13 protein-coding genes are annotated in these 16,306 nt (G+C 71.0%); 1 reads left to right on the top strand and 12 read right to left on the bottom strand.

Features of this window, described 5'->3' with window-relative positions; all coding sequences use genetic code 11:
- Positions 1 to 5: 5 nt before the first annotated feature.
- The 10 genes from ACZYRU_RS18365 to ACZYRU_RS18320 all read right to left on the bottom strand — a co-directional run bounded on the left by ACZYRU_RS18365 (position 6) and on the right by ACZYRU_RS18320 (position 13,067).
- Complete coding sequence (locus tag ACZYRU_RS18365) at positions 6 to 806, bottom strand: SDR family oxidoreductase (RefSeq protein WP_488958530.1); 801 nt, start codon at positions 804 to 806, stop codon at positions 6 to 8.
- On the bottom strand, positions 803 to 2,896 hold the full coding sequence (locus ACZYRU_RS18360) for an acetate--CoA ligase family protein (RefSeq protein ID WP_488958529.1): 2,094 nt from the start codon (positions 2,894 to 2,896) through the stop codon (positions 803 to 805). Before ACZYRU_RS18360 ends, ACZYRU_RS18365 begins: the two co-directional genes overlap by 4 nt.
- The gene (locus ACZYRU_RS18355; protein ID WP_488958528.1) at positions 2,893 to 4,059 is read right to left on the bottom strand and encodes an acyl-CoA dehydrogenase family protein; all 1,167 of its coding nucleotides are present in this window, start codon (positions 4,057 to 4,059) and stop codon (positions 2,893 to 2,895) included. The genes ACZYRU_RS18360 and ACZYRU_RS18355 overlap by 4 nt, the downstream gene beginning before the upstream one ends.
- A 42-nt stretch (positions 4,060 to 4,101) precedes the next feature.
- Positions 4,102 to 5,169, bottom strand: a complete 1,068-nt coding sequence (locus ACZYRU_RS18350) for an ABC transporter ATP-binding protein (RefSeq protein ID WP_488958527.1) — start codon at positions 5,167 to 5,169, stop codon at positions 4,102 to 4,104.
- A 38-nt stretch (positions 5,170 to 5,207) separates the two neighbouring features.
- Positions 5,208 to 6,014 (bottom strand): ABC transporter permease, encoded by an 807-nt coding sequence (locus ACZYRU_RS18345; RefSeq protein WP_488958526.1) that lies wholly within the window; start codon positions 6,012 to 6,014, stop codon positions 5,208 to 5,210.
- Complete coding sequence (locus tag ACZYRU_RS18340) at positions 6,011 to 6,931, bottom strand: ABC transporter permease (RefSeq protein ID WP_488958525.1); 921 nt, start codon at positions 6,929 to 6,931, stop codon at positions 6,011 to 6,013. The genes ACZYRU_RS18345 and ACZYRU_RS18340 overlap by 4 nt, the downstream gene beginning before the upstream one ends.
- Positions 6,928 to 7,968: an ABC transporter substrate-binding protein gene (locus ACZYRU_RS18335; protein ID WP_488958524.1), complete on the bottom strand. Its 1,041-nt coding sequence runs from the start codon at positions 7,966 to 7,968 to the stop codon at positions 6,928 to 6,930. Before ACZYRU_RS18335 ends, ACZYRU_RS18340 begins: the two co-directional genes overlap by 4 nt.
- Before the next feature lie 177 nt (positions 7,969 to 8,145).
- Positions 8,146 to 8,742, bottom strand: a complete 597-nt coding sequence (locus tag ACZYRU_RS18330) for a TetR/AcrR family transcriptional regulator (RefSeq protein WP_488958523.1) — start codon at positions 8,740 to 8,742, stop codon at positions 8,146 to 8,148.
- Positions 8,743 to 8,843: 101 nt separating this feature from the next.
- The gene (gene leuS / locus ACZYRU_RS18325; protein ID WP_488958522.1) at positions 8,844 to 11,258 is read right to left on the bottom strand and encodes a leucine--tRNA ligase; all 2,415 of its coding nucleotides are present in this window, start codon (positions 11,256 to 11,258) and stop codon (positions 8,844 to 8,846) included.
- A 30-nt stretch (positions 11,259 to 11,288) separates the two neighbouring features.
- Positions 11,289 to 13,067: an ABC transporter ATP-binding protein gene (locus ACZYRU_RS18320; protein ID WP_488958521.1), complete on the bottom strand. Its 1,779-nt coding sequence runs from the start codon at positions 13,065 to 13,067 to the stop codon at positions 11,289 to 11,291.
- 88 nt (positions 13,068 to 13,155) lie between these two features.
- On the opposite strand from ACZYRU_RS18320, the gene ACZYRU_RS18315 reads away from it, so the two are divergent.
- Positions 13,156 to 13,917, top strand: a complete 762-nt coding sequence (locus tag ACZYRU_RS18315; RefSeq protein ID WP_488958520.1) for an SDR family NAD(P)-dependent oxidoreductase — start codon at positions 13,156 to 13,158, stop codon at positions 13,915 to 13,917.
- Between the two features lie 104 nt (positions 13,918 to 14,021).
- Here ACZYRU_RS18315 and ACZYRU_RS18310 read toward each other — a convergent pair whose 3' ends face one another.
- Both ACZYRU_RS18310 and ACZYRU_RS18305 read right to left on the bottom strand, forming a co-directional pair.
- Positions 14,022 to 14,552 (bottom strand): hypothetical protein, encoded by a 531-nt coding sequence (locus tag ACZYRU_RS18310; protein ID WP_488958519.1) that lies wholly within the window; start codon positions 14,550 to 14,552, stop codon positions 14,022 to 14,024.
- Positions 14,553 to 14,554: 2 nt separating this feature from the next.
- Positions 14,555 to 16,300 (bottom strand): alkaline phosphatase, encoded by a 1,746-nt coding sequence (locus ACZYRU_RS18305; RefSeq protein ID WP_488958518.1) that lies wholly within the window; start codon positions 16,298 to 16,300, stop codon positions 14,555 to 14,557.
- Positions 16,301 to 16,306 lie beyond the last annotated feature (6 nt).

Below are 16,306 nucleotides of genomic sequence, written 5' to 3'. Positions count from 1 at the left end.
CATGCTCAGACCTCCTTCGACGAGTCGGCGTAGACGACCTTGCCGAGCCACTGTCCTCCGTCGACGCTGAGCACGTCACCGGTGATGTAGCCGGCCCGGCGCGGGTCGAGGAGGAAGGCCGCGGACTCGGCGACCTCCTCGGGGGTGGTGAACCGCGCGGCCGGCACCGAGCCGAGCACCCGGGCCCGGTCCTCCTCGGTCGGCCAGAGCGCCGCGCCGGCGCCCTCGGTCTCGGTCGGCCCGGGAGAGATGCAGTTGACCCGGACGCCGCGTGCGCCCCACTCCGAGGCGAGCGTGCGGGTCATCGCGAGGATGCCGCCCTTGGCCGCCGCACTGTGCACCGTGCCGGGGTGGCCGTGCCAGGCGTACGACGCGATCACGTTGAGGATCGAGCCCTCGCCCTGCGCCAGCATGTGCCGCGCGGCCGCGCGGGTCGCGTAGAAGGTGCCGTTGAGGACGATGTCGACCACCGCCCGCCAGCCACCCGGCGAGAGGTCCTCGGCCGCGCACACGAAGTTGCCGGCAGCGTTGTTGACCAGGGCGTCGATCCGGCCGAGGTCGGCGACGACCCCGTCGACCGCCGCGGTGACGGCGTCGGCGTCACGGACGTCGCAGCTCGCGAAGCCGGCGCGCACACCGTGCTTCTCGGCGAGACGGACGGTCTCCTCGAGCGGCTCGCTGCGCCGGCCGAGGACGACGACGTCACCGCCGCCGGCGGCGTACCGCACGGCGATGGCGCGGCCGATCCCGGACCCGCCGCCGGTGACGAGGGCGACCTTGCCGGCGAACTCGGTGGACTCACTCATCGGTTCTCTCCAGAGTTCTCGGTGCGGTCGGCGGCCAGGACGAGCGCGTCGACGGCGACGGCGCCCTCCGGTCCGACCCGCAGGGGGTTGATCTCGCACTCGACGAGGTCGGGGTCCTCGGCCAGCAGACGCGAGACGCCCGCGACCACCCGGGCCGCGGCATCGACGTCGACCGCGGGCCGGCCGCGCCAGCCGTCGAGCAGCGGGTAGGCCCGCAGCGACTCGATCATGGTCCGCGCCTCCTCCTCGCCCACCGGGGCGAGGGCGATCTGCACGTCGCGGTAGAGCTCGGCCTGCACGCCGCCGAGCCCGACCAGCACGACCGGGCCGAACGACCCGTCGCGCCGGGCACCGACGATCAGCTCGACCGTGTCGGTCTGACGGTCCATCTCCTCGAGGACGTACTCGCCCTCCCCGAGCCGCCCGCTCATCGCGACGAACGCATCCTCGGCAGCGCCGCTGTCGGCCAGGCCGACGGCGACGCCACCGACCTCGGTCTTGTGCTCCAGCCAGCCCGCCTTGAGGACGTACGGCGCCCGCAGGCGCGCTGCCGCAGCCCGCAGGTCCGCCACGGTCCGCACCGCAGCCGCGCCCGGGTAGGTGACGCCGGCGGCGGCGACCCGGGCGCGTCCGGCGAGGTAGTCGAGCGCCTTGCCGCTCTCTGCGGTCGGCTCCGTGACCGGCCCCGGCACGACCCGAGAGGCGTCCTCGGCCATGGTGGTGGCCAGCTCCAGGGACCGGGCGACGGCGTCGATCGTGTGCATCGTCGGCACCGCCTGCTCGCGCATCGACCGCACCGCGACGGAGTCGTGGCTCATGCTGTGCACGACCACCGGCCGGCCCTGCGCGCCGACGACGCCGGCGAGCGCGCCGACGACCTCGAGCTCGCGCTCGACCAGCTCGGGGGTGTCGGCTCCGTAGCAGCCGAAGTAGCCGGACAGCACGACCGCGTCGACCTCACCACTGGCGGCGAGGACCTCGACGACGCGGGCGTACGTCGACAGGTCCTGCTCCCCCGCACCCGCCAGGTCGACGGGGTTGGCGACTGCCGCCGCGGCCGGCAGCAGGTCGGCCAGCGCCCCACGGGTGGCGTCGGACAGCCGCGGGACCTGCAGTGCGTGACGGGCGAAGGTGTCGGCCGCGACGGCGCCCTGGCCGCCGCTGTCGCTGACGATCGCGACCCGGCGCCCGCTCGGGAGCGGTCCGCCGAGCAGCAGGTGCGCGAGCTCGACCGCCTGGGCCGGGGTCTCGACGAGCGAGGCGCCCGCGGCCCGGCAGGCCGCCCGGACCACGTCGGTCGCCGCGGTCAGCGCACCGGTGTGGGACTGGGCGGCCGCGCGGCTGGCCTCCGACGCACCGACGGTCAGCACGACCACCGGCTTGCCGGCCTCGCGGAGCCGGGCCATCGTCGCGACCAGGGCGCGGGCGTCGGCGAAGCTCTCGAGGTAGAGCACGACCGCGCGGGTCTGCTCGTGGTCGACGAGGTCGTCGAGCAGCTCGGCAGCGGTCACGTCGACCTGGTTGCCGACGGACACGAACCGCGAGACACCGAGGCCCTCGTGGGCAGCCAGGCCGGCGAGCTCGAGGCCGAGCTGGCCGGACTGCGAGATGACCGCGAGGTGGCCCGGCGTGAAGGTGCCCCAGGCCAGCTCGAGGTCGGTCGCGGCGTCGTACAGGCCCAGGCAGTTGGGACCGACGATCCGGGCACCGGCGGCCCGGATCCGCTCGGCCAGCCGGCGCTCGAGGCCCGGCTCGCCGTGGGCGGCGTCGATGCCGGCGGTGATGCCGAGGAAGCCCTTCGTACCCATCGCGAGCGCCTGGTCGATCACGTCGGGGACCGTCGCCGCCGGGGCGCAGAGCACCACCAGCTCGGGAGCCTCGCCGCGCGCAGCCAGCTCGTCCAGCGAGCGGACCGACGTCGCGCCCTCGATGGTCGCGCCCCTCGCGTTGACCAGGTGGACCCCGCGGCGCCCGGCACCCCGCACGGCACCCCGGGCCAGCCAGTACCCCCACTTCGCGGGGTCGGCGGAGGCCCCGACGACCGCCACCGAACGCGGGTCGGAGAAGACGGACAGATCAGGGAGGCTCATCGCGCAGCGACTGCCCGGGAGATGATGAGCCGCTGGATGTCGCTGGTGCCCTCCTCGAGCTCCTCGAGCTTGGCGTCGCGGACCCACTTCTCCAGCAGGAACTCGCGGCTGTAGCCCCAGCCGCCGTGGATGGACAGCGCCGCATTGGTGACCCACGAGGTGTTCTCGGACGCGGTCAGCTTGGCGACCGCCGACTCCATGGCGGTCATCTCACCCTGGTCGTAGAGGCGCGCGGCGCGCATCGTCACCAGGTGCGAGATGTCCGTCTTCGCGGCCATGTCGGCGAGCCGGAAGGCGACCGCCTGGTGCTCGATGATCGGCTTGCCGAACTGGGTGCGCTCCCGGGCGTACTGCGTCGACTGGTCGAGGGCGGCACGCGAGAGGCCGGTGGCGCCCGCGCCGATCAGGATGCGCGAGGCGTCGAAGGTGCGCATCAGGCCGTAGAAGCCCTGCCCCTCCTCGCCGAGGCGGTGGTCGAGCGGCACCCGGACGTCCTCGAGGAAGACCTCAGCGTTGGTGATCCCGCGCTGGCCCATCTTCTTCATCGGCTGGCCGATGGTGACGCCGGGCAGGTCGCGGTCGATGACGAAGGCCGTGACACCGCGCGAGCGCAGCGACGGGTCGACGGTGGCGAACACGATGATCCACCTCGCGTACGGCGCGTTGGAGATCCACGTCTTCTGGCCGTTGAGGACGTACTCGTCACCCTCGCGAACCGCGCGCGTCTGCAGCGCGGCCGAGTCCGACCCGACGCCCGGCTCGGTGACGGCGAGCGCGGTGACCGGCGGGTTGTCGCCGGCGAGCGGGGTCAGCCAGCGCTTCTTCTGCTCCTCGTTGCCCAGTGCCTCGACCGGACCGGAGAAGAACGCGCTCGAGGTCAGGAAGTTGCCGATGCCCACATCGCCGTAGCAGAGCTCCTGCTGCACGAGGCACTGCGTGACCAGGTCGGTGATCCCGCCGCCGCCGTACTCCGCCGGGAGCATGTACGACGCCAGGCCGATCTGAGCGGCCTTGGCCCACAGGTCGAGCGGCGACTCGGTGTCGGCCTCGTCGACCTCGCGGGCGCGGGGGCGGATCTCACGCTCGGCGAAGTCACGCGCCAGCGCGACGAACTCCCGCTGCTCCTCGGTCAGTGCGATGCCGTCGCGGATGGTGTGGCTCATGGTGATCTCGGTTCCTTGCTCGATGAGGGATGTCGGGGGAGGTCAGGCGGCGGTGTCGGCCGAGTCATCGGCGACGACCAGGGCGTGCTCGGGGTGCCAGTGGGCGGCGACCGGCAGGCCCGGGCTGGGGGTGAGCGCTCCGCGGACCTCGGAGCGGGTGATCAGGTGGCGGCCGTCGGGCAGCGCGACCTCGACCCGGAGGCCGGAGCCGAGGTAGACGACCTCGCGCACGACGCCGTCGATCGTGCTGTGGCCCGACGGCAGGTCGCTCCCCGCCGCGCTGAGCCGCACGTGCTCCGGACGCACGACCAGGGCCGAGCCGTCGTCGACGCCGTGCTTGCGGCCGGTGAAGATGTTCGACTCGCCCAGGAACTCCGCGGTGTAGCGGCTGGCCGGGCGCTCGTAGAGCTCGACCGGGGTCCCGACCTGGACCAGCGCGCCGTCGCGCAGGACCGCGATCCGGTCGGACATGGCGAGCGCCTCCTCCTGGTCGTGGGTCACGAACACGAAGGTGGTGCCGAGCTCGCGGTGCAGCCGCTTGATCTCCAGCTGCAGCTGCTCGCGCAGCCGCTTGTCGAGGGCGCCGAGCGGTTCGTCCATGAGCAGGGCCTGGGGCTGGAAGACGATCGCCCGGGCCAGTGCGACGCGCTGCTGCTGGCCGCCCGAGAGCTGCGCCGGGCGGCGCCTGCCGAGGTGGCCGAGCTCGACCACGTCGAGCGCGCGCTGCACGCGCTCGGCGACCTGCGCCTTCGCGACCCCGCGGCGCTTGAGCGGGAAGGCGATGTTGTCCCAGACCGACATGTGCGGGAACAGGGCGTAGTGCTGGAACACCATGCCCAGGTCGCGGCGGTACGGCGGCACCTTGGTCAGATCCTTGCCGCCGACCTCGATCGAGCCGCCGTCGGCGCTGATGAAGCCCGCGATGATGTTGAGCAGGGTCGACTTGCCCGAGCCGCTCGAGCCGAGCAGGGTGAGGAACTCCCCCGGCTCGATGGTGAGGGAGACGTCGTCGACGGCTGTCATCGTCTTGTAGGTCTTGACGACGTTGCGGATGTCGATGGAGACGCCGGTGCCGGCGAGGGTGCTGGTGGTGCTGGGGTTCTGGGACATCAGGGTGCTCCGTTGCTGGTGCGTGGAGTGGTCGGTGGTCAGGCGGCCTTGGCCAGGCGGCGGGCGCGGAAGAGGCGCACCAGCCCGGCCGAGGCGAACAGGGCGAGGGTGACGAGCAGGAGCATCGTGCTGACGGCCGCGACCGTCGGGTCGATCTGCACCCGCACGCCGCTCCACATCTGCACCGGCAGGGTGCTCAGGTCGGGGCCGGCCAGGAAGACGCTGGTGACGACCTCGTCGAAGGAGGTGATGAAGGCGAACAGGGCTCCGGCCGCCACGCTGGGCGCGATGCACGGCAGGGTCACCTTGAGGAAGGTCGTGACCCGGTTGGCTCCCAGGCTCATCGCGGCCATCTCGAGGCGCTCGTCGAAGCTCACCAGAGCGGCGCTGACGTTGATCACGACGAAGGGCACGGCCAGCGCGGTGTGGACGAGCACGAAGCCGAGCACCGACTGGGTGAGACCGATCTTGAGGAAGACCGCGTAGACGGCGAGGCCGATGATCACGTAGGGCACGAGCACCGGCGCCAGGACGAGCCCGCTCACCAGCGCCTTGACCGGGTAGCGACCACGGACCATGGCCATGGCAGCCGCCGTACCGAGGACGACCGACAAGATCGTGACCCAGAAGCCGATCTGCAGCGAGTTGAGGGTGGCGTTGATCCAGGCCGGGTCGTCGAAGTACGCCTGGTACCAGCGGGTCGAGAACGCCTTCGGCGGGAACTCCAGGAACGAGCTGTCGTTGAAGGACGTCGGGATCACGAAGAAGACCGGGGCGACCAGGTAGAGCGCCGTCAGAACGACCAGGGCGACCAGGGCGCCGCGGCACAGGAGCTTGGTATTCATCGCTCGCCTCCCATGAACTTGCCGATGTTGACGATGCGCGACACGAGCAGGAGCAGGGCGGCGGTCACCAGGAGCAGGATCACGGCCAGCGCGGAGGCGAAGCCCCATCGCAGTACGGCGGACAGCTGCTGGACGATGAGCTCGCCGATCATCATGTCCTTCGGCCCGCCGAGCAGGGCCGGCGTGACGTAGAACCCGATCGAGGAGATGAAGACCAGCAGGCAGGATGCGGCGACGCCGGGCACGGTCAGCGGTGCATAGACCCGCCAGAAGGCGGAGATCGGGCGGGCGCCGAGACCCTCGGCGGCCTGCACCAGGCGCCGGTCGATCTGCCGCATGGTGGCGTACATCGGGAGCACGGCGTACGGCAGCATCACCTGGACCATGCCGACCAGGACGCCGGTCTGGTTGCGGATCAGCTGGGTCGGCTCGTCGATCAGTCCGATCGACATGAGGAACTGGTTGACCACGCCGGTGTCGCCGAGCATGAGCACCCAGGCGAAGGTGCGGACCAGCAGGCTGGTCCAGAACGGGATGAGCACCGCGACCAGCATCAGGTTGCGCCAGAACGGCGGTGCCAGCGTCATCATGTAGGCGTAGGGGAAGCCGAGCAGCAGGGTGACGAGGGTGACCAGGCCGGAGATCCGGAAGGTGTTGCCGAGGACGTCGAGGTAGACCGGCGAACCGAGGAAGTCGCGGTAGTTGTCCAGGCCCGTCGTCGGGTCGGTGAAGCTGCGCGCCAAGATCGAGACCAGCGGCGCGACGAAGACGACCAGCAGGAAGGCCACGAGCGGCAGGACCAGCAGGCCCCAGCCGTCGAGGATCCGCGGCCGGCGTCGCGCCGGCGACGGCGAGCTCCCGGCGCCGGGCGCGTGGCCCGCTTCCTGCGGCATCGTCGGGGTGACGGTCGAGCTCACTGGGCGGCCCATTCGTTCAGCCGCTCCGAGACCTCGTCGTAGTTGTCGGCCCACCAGGCGTAGTCGATGATCGCGGCGCGCTTGTGGGCGTTCTCCGGCGACGTCGGCAGCTCGGCGAGCACGTCGGGCTTCACGTACTCGAGCGCTGCCTCGGTGATCGGGCCGTAGGCCGTGGCGTTGGAGTAGCCGGCCTGGGCCTCCGGGTGCTCGACGTACCACTTCATCCACTTCTGGGCGTTCGCCGCGTTCTTCGCGCCCTTCGGGATGACCAGCTGGTCGTAGGAGAGCAGGTGCTCGTTCCACTCGTTGGCGACCGGCTGGCCCTCCTTGGCGGCCGAGTAGATGCGGCCGTTCCAGGCCTGCACGAGAGGCGCCTCCCCCGAGGCGACGAGCTGCTGCTGCTGCTCGCCCGTCTCGTAGAAGACGATGTCGTCCTTGATCGTGTCGAGCTTCTTGAAGGCCCGGTCGATGTCGAGCGGGTAGAGCTCGTCGGGCTTCACGCCGTCCGCCAGCAGAGCGGCCTCGAAGATCGCGCCGGTGGCGTACTTCCAGAAGCCGCGCTTGCCCGGGAACCTCTTCGTGTCGAAGAACTCGGCCCAGGTCGTGGGGTGCGCGTCCTTGAAGGTGTCGGTGTTGTAGCCGATGGTGAAGGCGTACTCGAGGACGGGGATCGCGCAGTCGGTGACCTCCACGGGGTTGAGGTCGGCGGTGTCGACGACGCCGGTGTCGAGCTTCTCGGCCCATCCCTTGTCACAGGCGGTGTGCGCGAAGTTGGGCTCGACCTCGACGACGTCCCAGCTGACCTTGCCGGACTCGACCTGGGCGCGGAACTTCGCGTAGTCGCTCGGGGAGTCCTGCTTGATCGTCACACCTGCCTCGTCGGCCCAGGGCTGGATGGCCTCCTTGACGTGGGTCTTCTGGTCCTGGCCACCCCACATCACGACCGTGAGCTGGTCGCCGCTGCTGCCCGCAGCACCACAGGCCGCCAGGCCCAGCACGGCCGAAAGTGCGACACCCGCCGACAGAACTCGCTTCATGTGAGACCCCTGGTTCCAAAGTTGATTGGTGCGTCAGTTATGTTGCACCAGCGTGATCGCCGCCACAGGGGTGTGTCAAGGGTTACCCCGAAGATTCCTGATTCGCGAGTCAGAAATGCCGCGAGGGGCCGGCGGCACAGGGCCGCCGGCCCCTCGCGGGGACGTCAGGAGAGTCCGTCAGGGCGCCAGGAAGAACCAGCCCAGGACCTGCTCGCAGACCGCGCGCATGCGGTCTGCGGTCATGCTGCGCGAGCCGAGGAGGACCTGGAGACTGAGCCCGTCGATCATGCCGATCAGGCCGTTGGCGAAGACGACGGGATCACCCTCGCGGAACTCCCCCGCATCCTGCCCGTCGCGGATGATCGCGGCGACGGCGCGGCGCCACTCGCCGTACACACGTTCGTTGAGTTCCTGCAGGTCAGGGTCGTGCAGGGCTTCGACCCACAGCTCCGCCCAGACGTGCCAGGCGCCGACGGTGGCCGCCCCCTCGGGCAGGTAGGACTCGACGAACTCACGCAGCCGCTGGCTCGGCGAGGCGTCGCTCTCGAGGATCTCGCGCCGGCGCCCCAGCGACTGGGTGAAGTTCCAGTCGAAGGCGGCGTGCATGAGGTCGCGCTTGGTGTCGAAGTAGTAGTGCACCGTGCCGGTGCTGGTGCCGGCCCGCTTCGCGACGTCCGCGATGCGCAGCGACTTGAAGCCGATCTCCGACACGACCTCACAGGCAGCCGCGAGGATCTGCTCCTTGCGCTCCGCCTCGACGCTCGCCCTGGCCATGGCCGCTCCTCTGGTTGTTTGACTGACCAGTCAATCATTCGGAGCGGGTTCCTGCAAGGGAACACCAAAGCGGCTCCCCCAGTCGGGGACGCCGCTCGGGTTCAGACGACGATGTTGACGAGCTTCGGTGCCCGCACGATCACCTTGCGCACCGGACGCCCGTCGATCGCCTTGACGACCGCCGGGTCGGCGAGCGCGGCGGCCTCGAGGTCGGCCTCGCTGATGTCGGGCGCGACCTCCAGCCGGCCGCGGACCTTGCCCTGGATCTGGACGACGGCGGTCACCGAGTCCTCGACCAGCAGCGCGGGGTCGACGGTGGGCCAGGCGGCCTGGGCGACCGACGGCTCGTGGCCGAGCCGGGCCCACATCTCCTCGGCGGTGTACGGCGCCACCAGGGACAGCAGGATCGCCACCGTCTCGGCGGCCTCGCGCACTGCCGGGTCGGCCGGGCCGCAGCCCGAGTCGATCGCCTTGCGCGTGGCGTTGACGAGCTCCATGGTGCGCGCCACGACCACGTTGAACCGGTAGGTGTCGAGCAGCTGCGCGGCTTCGTGCACCGTCTTGTGGGTGACCTTGCGCAGCGCGACGTCACCGGCGCTCACGTCCACGCCGACGGCGGACGTCACGTCGCCGGACAGCCGCCACGCGCGCTGCAGGAACTTCGCCGACCCGGCGGGCGAGACGTCGGCCCAGTCGATGTTGTCCTCGGGCGGGCTGGCGAAGACCAGCGTCAGCCGGACGGCGTCGACGCCGAACTCGTCGAGCTGGGCACCGAGCGCGACGCCGTTGCCGAGCGACTTGCTCATCTTGTGGCCGTTGTTGATGACCGTGCCCTGCGACAGGTACGCCGAGAACGGCTCGTCCCAGTCGATCAGGCCCATGTCGCGCATCGCCTTGGTGAAGAAGCGCGCGTAGAGCAGGTGGAGCACGGCGTGCTCCGAGCCGCCGAGGTAGAAGTCGACCGGGCCCCAGGCCTTGGCCAGCGCGGGGTCGAAGGCCTGCGTGCTGTCGTGGGGCGAGAGGTAGCGGAAGAAGTACCAGGACGAGTCGACGAAGGTGTCCATGGTGTCGGTGTCGCGGGTCGCGGGTCCGCCACAGGTCGGGCAGCTGACGTTGACCCACTCGGTGGCCGCGCCCAGCGGCGAGGTGCCCTTGGGCTTGAGGTCGGCGCCGCGCAGCTCGGGCAGCTCGACGGGCAGCTGGTCCTCGGGGACCGGGACCTCGCCGTCGACAGGGCAGTGGATGATCGGGATCGGCGCGCCCCAGTAGCGCTGGCGGGACAGCAGCCAGTCGCGCAGACGGAAGTTGACGGTGCCCTCACCGTGGCCGTTGGCCTCGACGGCGGCGATCGCCTTCGACACCTCGACGGCCTTGTCGTAGGGCTGCTCGTCGTCGTAGACGGGGACGATCGGGAGGCCGAACTTCTCGGCGAACTCGCGGTCGCGGTCGTCGTGGGCCGGGACCGCCATGATCGCGCCGGTGCCGTAGTCGGCCAGCACGTAGTCGGCCGCCCAGACCGGGATCTGCTCGCCGGTCAGCGGGTTGGTGGCGGTCACGCCCAGGTCGACACCGGTCTTGGGGCGGTCGGTCGCGAGCCGGTCGATGTCGGACGCCTTGCGCACGTCGGCGACGTACGCCTCCAGCGCCTGCGCGCGCTCCGGCGCGACCAGCTGCTGGGCCAGCTTGGCGTCGGCGGCGACGACCATGAAGGTCGCACCGACCAGGGTGTCGGGACGCGTGGTGAAGACCGTGATCGGGTCGTGGCCCTCGATGTCGAAGGACACGTGGGCGCCCTCGGAGCGGCCGATCCAGTTGCGCTGCGCGTTGACGACCTTGGGGATCCAGCTGTCCTGCAGGTCATCGAGCGAGTCGTAGAGCTCCTGCGCGTACGCCGTGGTCTTGAAGTACCACTGCGTCAGCTCCTTCTTGGTGACCTCGGCGCCGCAGCGCTCGCAGGTGCCGTCGGCCAGCACCTGCTCGTTGGCCAGCACGGTCTGGTCGTTGGGGCACCAGTTGACCGGCGAGTTCTTGCGGTAGGCCAGCCCCTGTTCGCGCAGCTTGAGGAAGAGCCACTGGGTCCACTTGTAGTACTCGGGGTCCGAGGTGTGCAGGCGACGCGACCAGTCGAAGCTCAGGCCGTACTTCTGGAAGGAGGTGAACTGGGTCTCGATGTTGGCGTACGTGTACGTCGCCGGGTGCTCGTCGTTCTTGATCGCGGCGTTCTCGGCGGGCAGGCCGAAGGAGTCCCAGCCCATCGGGTTGAGGACCTCGAACCCGCGGAACTTCTTGTAGCGGCACAGGACGTCGTGCAGCGCCATCACCTCGGCGTGGCCCATGTGCAGGTCACCGCTGGGGTACGGGAACATCGTCAGCCCGTAGAACTTGGGCTTGTCCCCCGCCAGCACGGCCGCGTCGTCGGCACGGAAGGCATCGAGGCGCTCCCAGACCGGAAGCCACTTCTCCTCGACGGCATGGGCGTCGTAGTGGACCTCGGGGGATGCAGCCGTTTCACTCACGGCCAAAGGATAGTCGTCGCCGGGCGTTGCTCAGACCACGGCCTCACCCGTCTGGACACGCCACAACGCCGCGTAGGCGCCGGCGCGCGCGACCAGCTCGTCGTGGGTGCCCGCCTCGGCCACGCGACCGCCGTCGAGCACCCAGATCCGGTGGGCGTGCCGGACCGTCGAGAGCCGGTGCGCGACCACGATCGTGGTGCACCTCTCCCCCGCCCGGCGCAGGGACTGCTGGATGGCCGCCTCGGTCTCGTTGTCGACCGCGCTGGTGGCCTCGTCGAGCACGAGCAGGGCCGGCTCGCGCAGCAGGGCACGGGCCAGGGCGATCCGTTGCCGCTGCCCGCCGGACAGGGTGATCCCCCGCTCGCCCACCCACGCGTCGTACCCACCGTCGAGGCGCTCGACGAACTCCGCGGCCGCCGCAGCCTCCGCCGCAGCACGGACCTCCTCGCGGCTCGCGTCGGGCCGGCCGTAGGCGATGTTGTCGGCGATCGTGCCGCTGAACAGGTAGACGTCCTGGGCGACGTAGCCCATCGAGCCGCGCAGCGCGTCCCAGGCGAGGTCGCGCACGTCGGTGCCGTCGAGCAGCACCTGACCCGCGCGCGGGTCGTCGAAGCGCAGCACCAGCCGCAGCAGCGAGGACTTGCCTGCGCCAGTGGGGCCGACGATCGCGTGCGTCTCCCCCGCCGGTACGACGAGGTCCAGGTCGTGCAGGACGTCCGGCCCGTCGGCGTACCCGGCCCGGACGCCGCGCAGCTCGACCCGCCCGCCGACCGGACCGGCGAGCGTCACCGACCCCGCCGGTACGTCGACCGGCACGGCCAGCAGCGCGAGGATCCGGGCCGTGGACGCGCGCCCGCGCTGGTAGAGGTCGAGCACCTCGGCGATCTCGGTCAGCGGCCAGAGCAGCCGCTGGGTCATGAAGACCAGCACCGAGTACAGGCCGAGCTCGAGGTCGCCGTCGAGGGTGGCTCGGCCACCGAGCAGCAGGGTGCAGGTGAAGCCGGCGAGGATCGCCATCCGCACCAGCGGCACGAACGCGGCCGAGGAGCGAATGGCCGCGACGTTGGCCTCCCGGTACGCGTCGGACACCGCCGCGATCCGGTCCCGCTCGCGGTCCTCGGCCGTGAACGCCTTGATGGTGGCGATGCCCGCGAGGTTGGCGCCGAGGGCGCCGGACAGGTCGGCCACGGCGACGCGGACCCGGTCGTAGAGCGGCTCCAGCCGGCGCTGGAAGACCAGCGAGCCGACCACGATGACGGGGATCGGCACGAAGGCGTAGAGCATCAGCTGCCACGAGGCGGCCGCGAACACCGCGCCCACGAGCAGCACGTTGAGGGCGGTCTGCAGGATCCGCGGCAGGCCGACGTCGAGCATCCGCTCGAGCTGGTTGACGTCGTCGTTGAGGGTGGCCAGCGTCGCGCCCTGCGGGCGGGCCTCGTGCCAGCCCAGGTGCAGGTGCTGCGCGTGGTCGTAGGCCTCGATCCGGAGCTCGTGCTCGATCCCCTGCGCCAGGCCGCGCCAGAGCACGTCGGCGGCGTACTCAGAGGCGGACTCGACGATCCACACCACGAGGTTGATCACCGCGAGCCAGCCGAGCTGGGCGTAGCGCGACTCGACGCCGAGCACGTCGCCCACGAACGAGCCCGCGCCCCGGACCACCACGTCGACGGCCGCGCCGATCAGCAGCTCGGGGACGACGTCGGCGACCTTGTTGAGGCTCGACATCGCGACCGCGAGCACGAACCGGCCACGGAAGCGGCGGTAGCGCTGCCAGAGCGCGGCCAGGGGGCGGTCGGCGACCGGTTGCACCGTGTCTCCTCCTCGGGATCAGGGAAGTTAGGTGAACCTTAGTTGTTGGCCGCGGTCGGGCCGCAGGCAGGGCCGCTACCGTCGGGGCATGACCGTCACCGATCTCTTCCGCCTCGACGGCAAGGTCGCCGTCGTCACCGGCGCCAGCTCCGGGCTGGGCGTCGACTTCGCCAAGGCGCTGGCCGAGGCCGGCGCGGACGTCGCCCTCGGCGCGCGCCGCGTCGACCGGCTCGCCGACACCGCCGCGCTCGTCGAGGCCGCGGGCCACCGGGCGCTCTGCGTCGCGACCGATGTCGCCGACCCCGCCTCGTGCCAGGCGCTCGTCGACGCGACCATGGCGGAGTTCGGGCGGGTCGACATCCTGGTCAACAACGCGGGCGTCGGGACCGCCGTACCGGCCACGCGGGAGACGCCCGAGCAGTTCACCCAGGTCATCGACATCAACCTCAACGGCAGCTACTGGATGGCCCAGGCGTGCGGCCGGGTGATGCAGCCGGGCTCGAGCATCGTCAACATCTCCTCGGTGCTCGGCATCACCACGGCCGGCCTCCCCCAGGCTGCGTACGCCGCCTCGAAGGCGGGCGTCATCGGCCTGACCCGCGACCTGGCCCAGCAGTGGACCGGCCGCAAGGGGATCCGGGTCAACGCGATCGCGCCCGGCTTCTTCGTCTCGGAGATGACCGACGGCTACCCGCCGGGCTACCTCGAGGCCCAGCAGGCGCGGATCCCCGCCGGCCGCAAGGGCGACCCGCGCGAGCTGGCTGCCACGCTCGTCTTCCTCGCCTCCGACGCCGCCGGCTACGTCACCGGCCAGACGCTCGCCGTCGACGGCGGGATGACCATCACCTGAGCACTGAGTTCGTCGAGTAGCCGCGAGCGCCAGCGAGCGGCGTATCGAGACGTCTCGATACGCCGCTCGCCTAGCGGCTCGGGCTACTCGACGAGCTCCAAGCGTTACTCGTTGACGAGGACCGGCACCCCGACGGCGGCCGAGACGGCCTGCCCGCGCAGCTTCTTCGGTACGGCGATCGTGAACGACTCGTGCTCCGACGGCGGGCCGTCGTCGTGGTGAGTGTCCTCGTCGAGGTGGTGGGTGAACCGGCCGCGGCCGATCAGCGTGCCCGAGGCGTCGTAGAAGCCGGCGAGCACCTGCAGCTCGAGCAGGTCGGACACGTCGCTGGTGACGTCGAGCGCGCCGACGACGCGCTGGCCGTCGAAGGTCAGCCTGCCGAGCCGCAGGCGGTCGTCGAACGGGCCGGGGATGTGGCCCACGGTGTCGGCGGACGCGGGCGCGGCCGTGGCGATGCCCGGCAGGTCCGGCTCTCCGGTCGCGGCCGGGAGGTCGGGGAAGGACGTGACCATCACCGGGCTCGGCGTGGTCGACGGGGTCGAGGGGGCGGCGGAGCCGCCGCCGTTCCCGGCGCCGCCGCAACCCGCGAGAGCGAGTGCGGCGGCGACCGAGACGGCAGTGGTGCGGAACTTCATGGTCAGCGCACGTGGACCTTGACGGTCGGCGACGTCGACGGGTCGTACGACGTGCTGCCGGCGTACTGCGCCGCCAGCTTGTGCTTGCCCTTCTTGAGCTTGACCTTGACCGTGACGGTGGTGCCGGAGACGGCGACCGTCTTGACGACCTTGCCCTTGTCGAGGATCTTCACCGAACCGGTCGCGGCGGCCGGGGTGACGGCGACGCTGACGGTCACCTTCCTGCCCGCCTTGACCGACTTCGGCGCCTGGAGCGAGGTGGTCGACGCGGCCTTGGCCACGTTGCCCGAGCCGTCGAGGTTCAGCGCGCTGCGGACGATGCCGAACAGGTCGGTGTTGTCGATCTCGGCGCCGATCGCGGACGAGCCGGGACCGTAGGCGAAGATCGGGACGTCGGCGCCGGTGTGGTTGCCCGACAGGTAGGTCAGCCACAGGCTGGCCGAGGCGTCGCCGTCGTGGACGGACGCCGCGTCGTCCTTGGTGCGGAAGGTCGCCGGGGCGAACGCCTCGCGACCAGCGGCCTTGACCTGGTTGGCCGTGCGCAGCGGGGTCGAGCTGTTGGCGGGGTTGCCCGAGTCCTTGTTGACCGGGGGAACGTCGGCCTCGGCGTTGGTGAAGCTGCCCTTCTCGATGATGTTGAAGCCGGCGCACTCGTGGTCGGCGGTGACGATCACGAGGGTGTGGCCGTCGGCCTTGGCGAAGTCGAGCGCGACCTTGACCGCGTCGTCGAACGCCTTGATCTCCTCGAGCGTCTGGGCAGCGTCGTTGGCGTGCGAGCGCTTGTCGATGAGCGCGCCCTCGACCTGCAGGTAGAAGCCCTTGCCGCCGGTGCCGGCGCTCTTGGCCTTGAGCAGGTCGATCGCCTTGCTGGTCATCTCGGCGACGGTCGGCTCGAGGGCCTCGGGCGACGCCGGGTTGTCCTGCTTGGACTTCTCGATCGTCATGTTGCCCTTGTTGAACAGGCCGAAGACCTTCTGGCCGCTCGCACCGTTGAGGTCCGCCTCGGTCGCGACGGTCTGGCTGGTCGGCGAGCCGAGGACGTTGTAGCCGTTCGCCTCGAGCGCGGTCTCGTCAGCCGCGTCGAAGCGCGACAGGCCGCCACCGAGGATGACGTCGGCGGTCTGGTTGCGGGCGATCTGGTCGGCGATCGGGGTGACCCGGACGTCGCTGGTCGGCAGGTCGGTGCCGGTGATCGCGTTGTCCTGGCAGCTGGCAGCCGAGTACGTCGGGCCCTGGCAGCCGCGCGCGAGCGCGTGCGACATCTGGCCGGCGGGGGTCGCGTCGGTGATCTCGGCGGTCGACACGTTGCCGGTCGCCATGCCGGCGGCGTGCGCCTGCTCCATGACGGTCGGCGCGAGGTTGCCCTTGCCGTCGATGCCGAGCGCGGCGTTGTAGGTCTTGACGCCGGAGGACCACGCGGTGGCGGCCGAGGCGGAGTCGGTGACCAGGTTCGGGTGGAAGTCGGCAGCGCCGGGCTGGCCGGAGTTCTTGTCGATGGCGTACGTCGACACCTGGCCCACCACCGGCATCGTCTCCATGTTCAGCTTGCCGTCGGCGCCGTAGAAGCGCTCGCGGCCCGCCGTCACGTGGGTGCGGCCCATGCCGTCGCCCAGCAGGTAGATCACGTTCTTCGCCTTGCCCGCGGCGGGCTCGGCGGCAGTGGCCTGGTTGGCCAGGCCCGCGCCGACACCGGCGGTTCCGGCCAGCAGCACCGCGGCCAGTGCGGTCGTCTTGATGCGAGATCGCATGCTCGG

This window comes from Nocardioides sp. F233 (assembly GCF_057813895.1).
The sequence above is the reverse complement of the archived record's forward strand: the minus strand, read 5'-3'. Positions and strand labels throughout refer to the sequence as shown.

Coding starts and splice junctions, on each gene's coding strand:
- ACZYRU_RS18365 (WP_488958530.1), bottom strand. CDS start 806: ATGAGTGAGTCCACCGAGTTCGCCGGCAAGGTCGCCCTCGTCACCGGC.
- ACZYRU_RS18360 (WP_488958529.1), bottom strand. CDS start 2,896: ATGAGCCTCCCTGATCTGTCCGTCTTCTCCGACCCGCGTTCGGTGGCG.
- ACZYRU_RS18355 (WP_488958528.1), bottom strand. CDS start 4,059: ATGAGCCACACCATCCGCGACGGCATCGCACTGACCGAGGAGCAGCGG.
- ACZYRU_RS18350 (WP_488958527.1), bottom strand. CDS start 5,169: ATGTCCCAGAACCCCAGCACCACCAGCACCCTCGCCGGCACCGGCGTC.
- ACZYRU_RS18345 (WP_488958526.1), bottom strand. CDS start 6,014: ATGAATACCAAGCTCCTGTGCCGCGGCGCCCTGGTCGCCCTGGTCGTT.
- ACZYRU_RS18335 (WP_488958524.1), bottom strand. CDS start 7,968: ATGAAGCGAGTTCTGTCGGCGGGTGTCGCACTTTCGGCCGTGCTGGGC.
- ACZYRU_RS18330 (WP_488958523.1), bottom strand. CDS start 8,742: ATGGCCAGGGCGAGCGTCGAGGCGGAGCGCAAGGAGCAGATCCTCGCG.
- ACZYRU_RS18315 (WP_488958520.1), top strand. CDS start 13,156: ATGACCGTCACCGATCTCTTCCGCCTCGACGGCAAGGTCGCCGTCGTC.
- ACZYRU_RS18310 (WP_488958519.1), bottom strand. CDS start 14,552: ATGAAGTTCCGCACCACTGCCGTCTCGGTCGCCGCCGCACTCGCTCTC.
- ACZYRU_RS18305 (WP_488958518.1), bottom strand. CDS start 16,300: ATGCGATCTCGCATCAAGACGACCGCACTGGCCGCGGTGCTGCTGGCC.